Raw genomic sequence first — 8753 nt, forward strand, 5'->3', positions numbered from 1 at the left:
AATAGGACATTTCTATTTTGGTAAGAATAGGACATTTCTACTTTGGTACGACAGACAGCCCAAATAGACTTGTGATATGCAGGACAGATATGTTACAGTGGCTAACCACTAAAACTTATGGAGGCTATTTATGGTTAGTAATGTAAGCGTCATAAACGGTGATCCACTTGCGACACTCAAGGCCTTTCACTCACAGGTAAAGGCTGAAGTCGTTCAGGGCGCAGCTCAAACCACGCCACCGGCCCAGAATGTCAAGCCTACAAACAATAACCCTGAAGGCACAGGGAGTAAGGTTAATCTATACGCCTGAGAAAACAACCAAATGGCTTAACAGGATAGCCACAGGTAGTCTTATATTTTGCAGTGCTTGGGCTTAATAGAAAAGCGCAAGGGCGTGGTTTGTAGCGCGTCTGACGCAAGGTGTGCGGTATTGTAGTGGAATCCGATTGTCGTCCCCACCGCACACACGCTGGAGCCGATTATATTAAGCTGCTCATTTTTAGAAAGTTTGGGCTATCCGGCAAAGGATTGATTTCAAGGGTATGGGAATCCATATCAAGGGCTAATGTGCTATTGGCAAGGATTTTAAACTCTTAGTGCTCCCTTAGCGAGCGCGCCACAAGCCCTATTCCCCCGACGAGCATTGTGAGCATCAGTAGTGTATTAAACAGGCTTGTCGGGCGGAAGTAGATGTCGAGGCGGGTGATTATACCAACTAATATTATTAAGCCCCCGCCCAGCGTCAGGACCCAGCCGACAATCGAGCCGCCATTAAAAAACAATATCCCTATCCCGAATAACAACGGGATTAACGTCATCCCAAAGGCCGAGTGCCCCCATATGTACCAGCCGCCTGAACTCACAATCACGTGATTCAAAAGTAAATAACCGCCCACAATGACCATTATAAGGCCCATTAAGAAACTGCCTATGCCGCCCGATGTCCCACCAGCACCTCTAACTTTGGCCATCTTTTTATAACCCCCTCCTGATTTTATTTCCAATCGGCACCCGTCCATGTCTTTTTGTAGGTTCGCAGCGCGTACGCACAGAGTAAGAGTTGCTCCATTGAAGTCCACCGCCGCCTTGTGTCATCGTCCACAACGCTCAGAAACTCGTTCAGCATTTGGATTACCGCAAGCGGTTCGGTGATGTTGAGCAGTTCCTGCAACTGGTCCTGCCGCGGCAGCCACACGGCCTTTGACCGTTTGAATCCCTGATTCATTACGTCTATCAGCACCTTGTCATCAACAAGCGATATGCTGGCGCTGACGTCTCTGGTTGCGAACACGGCGCTTTTGTCGCAGTAAAAATCTCCATACGCGACATTCCATATCTGCTGAATGAATACCGCCTTTTCGCACATCCCGATATACGCGGGTGAGAAGTCCATCTTATATGCCGCCTCCGATAGTGTCCGGCAATTGCCACTTCATTAATATATAACAAAACCCGGGCAAATTAACAGACGCGCGACGAGGCAATATCGCAAGCGGTCAAAAAAAAATGCCAAAAAACCGATTGTCAAAATCAACTGGTAAATGTTATCATTTCCTATCTTTGAAAAGCGATAAGGAGAAATCGAAAAATGGCGAAATTCGACGATCTAATTAACACGGTAGGGAAGTTTGTGGACATGCAGAAAGGTACGTGGGACCATTTGGAATGGGAGAGGCTGGTGTCGAAGGTGCAGCGTATGGGTTATGAGATGTCAGGCGACATCGTATATAACCTTGGCACGACAGTGGAATCACTCAAGAAATTGTATTTTTCTAAGACGAGCAAAGATGAGATGCTCAGGATTGTTACCGATGTCCCTAAGGGTATTGCCCGCTTTATAGAGGAGACCAGGGGGATGTGGGAACATGCCGATTGGTTGAGGCTGCTGGAGGACATGGAAAAAGTTGGTATTGCTATCTCGGAAGATACACAGAGATACATCGGCGATATGCTTGAGGCATCAAGGCGTCTTTATGGCGCACCTCACAAAGAACCGGTATTTGAGCTAAAACCAGATGTAGTGAAACCAGCCCCGATTGAAGCAAAAAGGCCGGTTGAGGTTGAGGTGAAAGAGCCGGTTGAGTCCGTGAAGCCAGACAGTGCGGAAGCGAAGAAGCCTGCGGCCGAAGTAAAAAAGCCCTACGAGACAGAGGTGAAAAAATACATCGCGGCCGAGGTAAAAAAGTCTGTCAAAGTTGCAGCCGATAAGGCCGAAAAGAAGACGGTCACATCCAAGGCTGCCCCTAAAAGCGATGAGGAGCCTAAAGCAAAAAGGCCATACAAGAAAAGAAGCTGAAAAAAGGGCAGGGTAGGCGTAAGTAAGGCAGACATTCAAATAGCTCGATTCGGCGGCGTGGTTCAGCAGGTGTGTCGGGGCAAGCGCACTATGACAGGATGTGGTCGTGTCTTATTCTGTCATTCCTGCGAACAGACTGTGTCATAATTATTTTTTACAAAAAAAGTCAAAACATGTAATACACATAGTTATATGCCTATCACTGTATTGGCATTTCGACCTATGACTTTTTTCTAATAACGAAATTAGGTCAAAGATTACATATTCTTTGGTCTGTCATTCCTGCGAAAGCAGGAATCCAGTTATTTTAAGCATAGAACAACATATCATATGTTTGAAACTTACTCTCAGTCCAAAAATGGGATGTTTACAAAAAGAAAGAAACCGTTAAGCACCATGAATATCCCGGTGAGGGCTGAACACACAGACGTGTAAAACACGGGGTGCGAGTGCGAAATAATCGCCACCGAGGCAAGGACTATGGCAATCTGAAGCAGCACCTCCGCATATTCAAAGTAGGGGTCTTTCTTGCTGTTTTTGTCGCGTTCAATTGAGATTTCTCTGGCCTTGTGCTCAATTTCCTGTTTTTCCTTGCTGAAGCGGGCCTCCTCCTCTGAGAATGTCCTTATTGTAGATTCGTATTTTTCTACAATTGCTGGCTTCATTGTATCTTTCATCTCAAGAAGGTGTGCCTCAAGGACTTGTCTTTGAATCTTATCCGCATGTTCTCTGGTGGCCTTCGACTGGTAATATGCCCACTGGTTGGATGCCTCTTGTGAGGCGACCAGAAGCCCCTTCATCGCGTGGCTTCCACCTAATGAGGCGATGGCAAGAAACACGGCGTATAGGGCGGTGACAAGGGCGATTCTCTTTGAGAATCTATCGTTTCTCTTTTCTTTGAGTTCTTCGGGATTCGGTATCTCTATCTCTTCCATAATCTTATACCCGCCCCGACCATAGTTTTAGCGGTTTACGCGGTAACATGCGTCTCGGGGCAGTCCAGTACGCCGCTCAGGGCGGCAAAGTAGTCCTTCGCCTCATCAAGGGCCTCCCTGACGGCCTTCTTCCCGTAAAACCCGACCGCAACGTGAAAGAAATCGAGCTTCGCCACATGTTTTGCGATGTATTTCCACGAGTAAAAACGCCCCATTGCCTTAAATGTCTCCATGTGCAGTGTCTGCGGCTTCATAAGCGTAGGTTTATATATAACATGATGGGCGTCGTACTTGCTCCAGTCGGTATGAAGAAGCCTGCCTGATTCCTGCATCTCAAAGAAAAATGGGGTGCCAGGTAAGGGCGTCAGAATCATAAACTGAACAGTGTCTATGCCAAGGTTTATCGCGAAGTCCGCCGTCTTTTTAATCGTGTCCACATCGTCGGTGTCAGCGCCAAGGACGAACATCCCGTGTATCTCAATGCCGTGGGCCTGAACGGTCTTAATACATCTGACGATCTCATCAAGGCTTTGTCCCTTGTTATAACTCTCCAGCGTGACGGGATTGATGGATTCAAAACCGATATAGAGCATGTGACAGCCCGAATCGGCAAACAAACGAAGGAGTTCTTCATCTTTCGCCACGTCGGTACGCACCTGCGCCGACCAAAAAGGTTTGATCTTCTCCGCTATAAGTGCCCTAAGCAGTTCCTTTGTGCGTTTCTTATTTGCTGAAAAATTATCATCAACAAAAAATATGTTTTCCTTCGTTTTAGCACAGGCGTATTTAATTTCATTAAGTGAATGCTCGACAGAGTTAAAACGGTACTGCCTTCCGAAAACCCTGATAACGGAGCAAAATTTACAGTTAAACGGGCATCCCCTTGATGTGGAGACAGGATATATCTTCATGCGGTTCCATTCCTGCACCAGCGTAACGTCTGGAATGGGCAGCGAGTCAAGGTCCATAACACGACTGCTGTCTGGATTGTGGAGACAGTTTCCGGCGGCATCTTTATATGAAAGCCCGGCTATGGCGTCTATTGAAGGCTTGCCATGCTCAAGGTAATCAAACAGCGCGGTGATGGAATGGTCTGCCTCACCACGCAGCACATAATCCACATACGCAAGGGCCTCCTCTGGCAGAAACGTGGTATGTGCCCCGCCCATAACTACCGGTATCCCCATAGCCTTAACCCTCTCGGCTATCTTGTATGCCCTGGGCGCGGTCGAGGTTATCGTAGAGATACATACAATGTCGGAGCTTTCGATATATGTCCAGTCGGGGCGGCCTACATCCTCAATAAACGCCTTAACTTCATACCCTCTGCCCCTTAGTATCGTAGAAAGCAGTATTGTACCTACCCTCGGTATCGGAAACTTACTGAATATGTGGTTTCCCGGCGACTTTGCCTCTATGAACGAAATACGTTTAATTTCCACTCAATCTCTCTTTTATTGATCTTACCACATTAATGACAGTTTATGCAAGCTGTTTTTTTATAGAGCCGTTTTTTTTGCCCTCTCTATAAACTGTCTCATCCTGACGTGGTCTTTTTTCCCTTTGGATGCCTCAACGCCTGAGCTTACGTCAACCGCATAGGGGGAGACCTTTCTTACGGCGGCCTCAATATTGTCAGGGTTTAACCCACCGGAGAGGATTATATTGCCGAACTGGCGCGCCTCCACGGCTATCTCCCAGTTGAAGAGCTTGCCCGTGCCGCCGAATGAATCCTCGGCGTATGCGTCGAGAAGGAATGCCGTTACCCATACATCGAACTTTGACAGCGGCTCAAGGTCTGTGAAATCCCTAATTCGAAACGCCTTTATGACCTTTGGCCAGAACGCGGCCATCTCCGGCGGTTCGCTGCCGTGGAGCTGGACGACGTCAAAACCAGCGGCCTCCTTGATTTTATTAATTTTTTTCTCTGTCTCGTCAACAAATACCCCTACGGTTGTGATAAATGGCGGTAACACCTCAATTATCTCGGCGGCCGTCTCCGGCGTTATATGCCGGGGGCTTTTATCGTAGAATACGAAACCGAGGGCGTCGGCGCCAAAATCAACCGCCGCCATAGCATCTCTCATATTTGTAATGCCACAAATCTTTACCCTTATCATAACCGCCTCTCAAATTGGCCGCTTTTGCCGCCCGTTTTTTTTATCAGCATAATGCCTGTTAACTCCATTTCCTTATCAACGGCCTTACACATGTCATAAATAGTCAATAACGCGGTAGTGGCCGCTGTAATGGCCTCCATCTCCACGCCGGTTTGGCCTACGGTCTTTACGGTGGCCACTGCCTCTATTGATTTTCTTTCGTCGTCTATCAGAAATTCAATTTTTATAGACGTAATTATTATGGGGTGGCACATGGGTATGAGGTTAGACGTCTGTTTTGCCCCCATTATGCCGGCAATGCGTGCCGTTGAAAGGACATCTCCCTTTGGCAGGCCGCCTGTTTTTACGAGCGACAAGGTTGCCGCCGCCATTGTTATCGAACCCGCGGCCACGGCCTCCCTGCGGGTTGCGGCCTTTTCTGTGACATCCACCATCCTCGCGTTTCCCAACTCATCTATGTGCGTAAGGTTTTTTTTCTCCATCACTTCGATAATTCCCTGAGCATTTTCGATAGCCTGGCCTTTAATTCCTTCAGCCGCCCCTCCCGCACTGCCGCAACAGAGGCGCTGCTTCCCGCCATTTTTAGCAGGGCGGTCTTGTCCGCTGTCCTTTCGGTGTTGGAGGCGATTACCTTTTGTCTGAATTTCTTCAGAAATGACAGATATGAGGAGAAATCCCCGCCGAACATCTGCCGCAGCTCAGCCGCAATTGTCCGCGATAGGGCAGGGCTAATGCCGGAGGTCGAAACCGCAATGGCAAGCTGCCCGCATGTTATCTGAGATGGGACGATGTAATCGCATTTCTCGGGTTGGTCTGCGGCATTGACAAGGCCGCCGGTGATTTTGTCGTTTAATCCAACCGCGCCCGTTGCCGAGACGGTCAAAAATGCACCCCTGAGGTCGCCGTCCTCGTACTGCCTGTCAATGTGCCTGATAGCGCCGCGGTTTTTGAGTCCGGCCAGCCCCGGTGTAAGCGCCGGGCTAATCACGGTAACAACCGCACCAGCTTTTAGAAGAGACGATACCTTACGTTGAGCCACCTTTCCACCGCCTATTACTACGCACTTCTTCCCTGTAAGGTTAAGAAAAACCGGATAGTATTTCAAGACTTGAGCTTAGATAACTCCTTGTCAATCTTTTTCAGGAGTACAGTGTCGTTGGTGCTGCCTTTGGCCTTCTCAATATACTCCCTTGCCTTAGCGGAGTCTCCCATACCTTTGTAGGCCAGACCCATGTGGTAGTAGAGCTTTCCCATGTCAGGGTATTCGGGATATTTGCTTATTATGACATTGAATCTTCGCAGGGCGGCTGAGAAGGCATCTTTTTTTAGATAAAACTCACCTACGTAGAACTCGTGTTCCGCAAGGACATTGCGGCTCTTTTCGATTCTCAGCGGGACGATTTCCTTGTATGGGTTTCTTGGGTATTGCTCGTTCAGACCCTGGAACTCCTTTATGGCGGTATAGGCCGCCTTGTAACCCCTGTCCGGTCCCTCAATGGTATTAAACGTCAATGTGGCTACCTGATACTTGGCATAAGAGGAATACTTGTTGTCAGGATAATTTTTGAGAAACTTCCGGTATTCCTCAAGTGCTACCTCAGGTTCGTCTGTCTTCATGTATGACTCGGCAATCTTAAGCTGTGCCAGCGGGGCATATTCTGTTACCGTGTCCCTGTTGGTAATCTCTACGAGAAGCCCCCGGCCGGCGTCGTATTCCTTGTCTTCAATAAGCTGTATCGCCTTGGCGTAGGAGTCTTTCGGGTTTTCATAGGCCGGTTTAACGACCTCCTTCGCACACGCCACACAAAAAGCCAGAGTCAGCGCCGCTATTATCAATAACCTTGTTGTCTTGGACATCACCCTTATATTAAATATCTTATGGCACACATAAGTCAATATTTTTTTATTCATTTCTTATGGTAACATATTCCGCGAGGTATTTTTTTTCAGGTTTGAAGATAAATTAAAAAAAAGGGAGAAGGTGTTAGAGTAGAACATGGAAGCATCCGGCGGGGAACTTCATAAGGAGCTGACCATTCTGTATGTAGAGGACGACGCCACGGCGAGAAAGGCCCTTGCACGGTTTCTTTCCAAGTACGCGGGGGAGGTTTTTTTTGCGGCAGACGGTATGGAAGGGCTGCAACTTTATAAAAGGCAAAGACCTGAGATAGTCATTACTGATATCAGAATGCCGGTTATGGACGGCTTAGCGATGTCAAAGGCGATAAAGGAGATAAATCCCGACGCATACATCATTGTTACGACGTCACACAACGACATTGAATTTCTAATGTCGGCCATAGATGTAGGCATTGATAAGTACATAGTAAAACCTGTAAGACTTGAAACCCTGAAAAAAATGTTGGCCATATGTGCTGATACCATATACCGGCAGCGCCAGATAATCAAACTAAACGAGGCATTGATGGCCTCGCTTAACGAAAAAGAGGTGCTGCTTAGGGAAATCCACCACAGGGTAAAAAATAACATGCAGGTGATATCGAGTCTTCTGAGGCTTCAGGCCAGATATGTAAAGGACAACAAACTCTCAGCAATGTTCAAAGACAGTGAGTACCGGATTCGTTCAATGGCCCTGATACACGAGAAGCTCTATAACTCAAAAGACCTGTCGCGCATTGATTTCGGAGACTATGTAAAAAATCTCTGCTCCGGCCTTTTCAGTTCATACGGGGTCAATAAGAAGGATATTAAATTTGATATAGACACCGCTGAAATATCTATGGGCATAGATACGGCGATTCCCTGCGGGTTGGTTATAAATGAGCTGATCTCTAATTCGCTTAAATATGCCTTTAGAAAGGGCCAAAAAGGGGAAATCAGCGTACGATTAAGGGAAATGGAAGGCAACGTATATGAGCTGATAGTTGGCGACACAGGGATAGGGCTGGACAAGAATATTGACTTCAGGATGACGGAATCGCTGGGCTTGCAGCTTGTGAGCAGTATTGCTGAGTCGCAGCTTCATGGCAAAATCATCCTTGACAGGACAAAAGGAACCGTGTTTAAGATAACATTCGATGAACTGAAATACGCAACCCGCATATGAAAGCGTCAGGATATATTGTACTTCTTAATCTTCGTCAGCAGGGTTTTGTAGTCAATATCAAGAATCCTTGAAGCAGTGGACTTATTACCCTTCGAGAGTTTTAGCGCCCTGGTGATAGCCCTGACCTCTGCAAGGGCAACCGCCTGCTCTCTTAATTCCCTGAGTGTCTTCACACGTTAGGCATGATATAATAATCGGGGAGGTAAAGTAAACAAACTAACAGACAAAAGATTAACGACGAAGGGGGGGTAACCCCCAGGGCAAACGCATTAGAAATTGTCTCCCTTATTTTTGTCATTCCGGCTTGTCCGGAATCGTGCGCCTGTGAGTGTGCA

General features: G+C 47.4%; 12 protein-coding genes. 3 read left to right on the forward strand and 9 right to left on the reverse strand.

All coding sequences use genetic code 11. The features are described 5' to 3' along the window. Positions 1-130 precede the first annotated feature (130 nt). On the forward strand, positions 131-310 hold the full coding sequence (locus AB7D94_RS14785; RefSeq protein WP_420266730.1) for a hypothetical protein: 180 nt from the start codon (positions 131-133) through the stop codon (positions 308-310). 283 nt (positions 311-593) lie between these two features. On the opposite strand, the gene AB7D94_RS14790 is transcribed toward AB7D94_RS14785, so the two are convergent. After that, positions 594-971 (reverse strand): hypothetical protein, encoded by a 378-nt coding sequence (locus tag AB7D94_RS14790; RefSeq protein ID WP_420266731.1) that lies wholly within the window; start codon positions 969-971, stop codon positions 594-596. A 23-nt stretch (positions 972-994) separates the two neighbouring features. Continuing rightward, complete coding sequence (locus AB7D94_RS14795) at positions 995-1393, reverse strand: hypothetical protein (protein ID WP_420266732.1); 399 nt, start codon at positions 1391-1393, stop codon at positions 995-997. A 195-nt stretch (positions 1394-1588) separates the two neighbouring features. Between AB7D94_RS14795 and AB7D94_RS14800 the strand changes: the two genes are divergently transcribed. Beyond that, complete coding sequence (locus AB7D94_RS14800) at positions 1589-2296, forward strand: cell envelope integrity TolA family protein (protein ID WP_420266733.1); 708 nt, start codon at positions 1589-1591, stop codon at positions 2294-2296. A gap of 347 nt (positions 2297-2643) precedes the next feature. Here AB7D94_RS14800 and AB7D94_RS14805 read toward each other — a convergent pair whose 3' ends face one another. From AB7D94_RS14805 to bamD, 6 genes are read right to left on the reverse strand one after another with little or no spacing between them, the layout of a single operon-like run. Beyond that, the gene (locus AB7D94_RS14805) at positions 2644-3231 is read right to left on the reverse strand and encodes a DUF4337 domain-containing protein (protein ID WP_420266735.1); all 588 of its coding nucleotides are present in this window, start codon (positions 3229-3231) and stop codon (positions 2644-2646) included. A gap of 35 nt (positions 3232-3266) precedes the next feature. After that, the gene (locus tag AB7D94_RS14810; RefSeq protein ID WP_420266736.1) at positions 3267-4673 is read right to left on the reverse strand and encodes a B12-binding domain-containing radical SAM protein; all 1407 of its coding nucleotides are present in this window, start codon (positions 4671-4673) and stop codon (positions 3267-3269) included. A 57-nt stretch (positions 4674-4730) separates the two neighbouring features. After that, positions 4731-5351, reverse strand: a complete 621-nt coding sequence (locus tag AB7D94_RS14815; RefSeq protein ID WP_420266737.1) for a phosphoribosylanthranilate isomerase — start codon at positions 5349-5351, stop codon at positions 4731-4733. Then, a complete protein-coding gene (gene moaC / locus AB7D94_RS14820; protein ID WP_420266738.1) occupies positions 5348-5833 on the reverse strand; it encodes a cyclic pyranopterin monophosphate synthase MoaC in 486 nt (161 codons plus the stop codon). The genes AB7D94_RS14815 and moaC overlap by 4 nt, the downstream gene beginning before the upstream one ends. Then, positions 5833-6456 carry a precorrin-2 dehydrogenase/sirohydrochlorin ferrochelatase family protein gene (locus AB7D94_RS14825; protein ID WP_420266739.1) on the reverse strand — a complete coding sequence of 208 codons (624 nt, stop codon included), beginning with the start codon at positions 6454-6456 and terminating at the stop codon, positions 5833-5835. The genes moaC and AB7D94_RS14825 overlap by 1 nt, the downstream gene beginning before the upstream one ends. Continuing rightward, on the reverse strand, positions 6453-7262 hold the full coding sequence (bamD, locus tag AB7D94_RS14830; RefSeq protein ID WP_420266740.1) for an outer membrane protein assembly factor BamD: 810 nt from the start codon (positions 7260-7262) through the stop codon (positions 6453-6455). Before bamD ends, AB7D94_RS14825 begins: the two co-directional genes overlap by 4 nt. An 85-nt stretch (positions 7263-7347) precedes the next feature. Here bamD and AB7D94_RS14835 point away from each other — a divergent pair, with 85 nt between their 5' ends. Next, entirely contained in the window at positions 7348-8418 is a 1071-nt protein-coding gene (locus tag AB7D94_RS14835; RefSeq protein ID WP_420266741.1) for a histidine kinase dimerization/phosphoacceptor domain -containing protein, read from the forward strand. A 5-nt stretch (positions 8419-8423) separates the two neighbouring features. Here AB7D94_RS14835 and AB7D94_RS14840 read toward each other — a convergent pair whose 3' ends face one another. Next, complete coding sequence (locus AB7D94_RS14840; protein WP_420266743.1) at positions 8424-8591, reverse strand: helix-turn-helix domain-containing protein; 168 nt, start codon at positions 8589-8591, stop codon at positions 8424-8426. Positions 8592-8753: the final 162 nt, after the last annotated feature.

The organism is Candidatus Magnetominusculus dajiuhuensis (assembly GCF_046044395.1).
GTDB lineage: Bacteria > Nitrospirota > Thermodesulfovibrionia > Thermodesulfovibrionales > Magnetobacteriaceae > Magnetominusculus > Magnetominusculus dajiuhuensis.

What these genes read in the sequence shown, in the direction of transcription:
- AB7D94_RS14785 (WP_420266730.1), top strand. Translation starts at nt 131, where the DNA reads ATGGTTAGTAATGTAAGCGTCATAAACGGTGATCCACTTGCGACACTC.
- AB7D94_RS14790 (WP_420266731.1), bottom strand. Translation starts at nt 971, where the DNA reads ATGGCCAAAGTTAGAGGTGCTGGTGGGACATCGGGCGGCATAGGCAGT.
- AB7D94_RS14795 (WP_420266732.1), bottom strand. Translation starts at nt 1,393, where the DNA reads ATGGACTTCTCACCCGCGTATATCGGGATGTGCGAAAAGGCGGTATTC.
- AB7D94_RS14800 (WP_420266733.1), top strand. Translation starts at nt 1,589, where the DNA reads ATGGCGAAATTCGACGATCTAATTAACACGGTAGGGAAGTTTGTGGAC.
- AB7D94_RS14805 (WP_420266735.1), bottom strand. Translation starts at nt 3,231, where the DNA reads ATGGAAGAGATAGAGATACCGAATCCCGAAGAACTCAAAGAAAAGAGA.
- AB7D94_RS14815 (WP_420266737.1), bottom strand. Translation starts at nt 5,351, where the DNA reads ATGATAAGGGTAAAGATTTGTGGCATTACAAATATGAGAGATGCTATG.
- moaC (WP_420266738.1), bottom strand. Translation starts at nt 5,833, where the DNA reads ATGGAGAAAAAAAACCTTACGCACATAGATGAGTTGGGAAACGCGAGG.
- bamD (WP_420266740.1), bottom strand. Translation starts at nt 7,262, where the DNA reads ATGAATAAAAAAATATTGACTTATGTGTGCCATAAGATATTTAATATA.
- AB7D94_RS14835 (WP_420266741.1), top strand. Translation starts at nt 7,348, where the DNA reads ATGGAAGCATCCGGCGGGGAACTTCATAAGGAGCTGACCATTCTGTAT.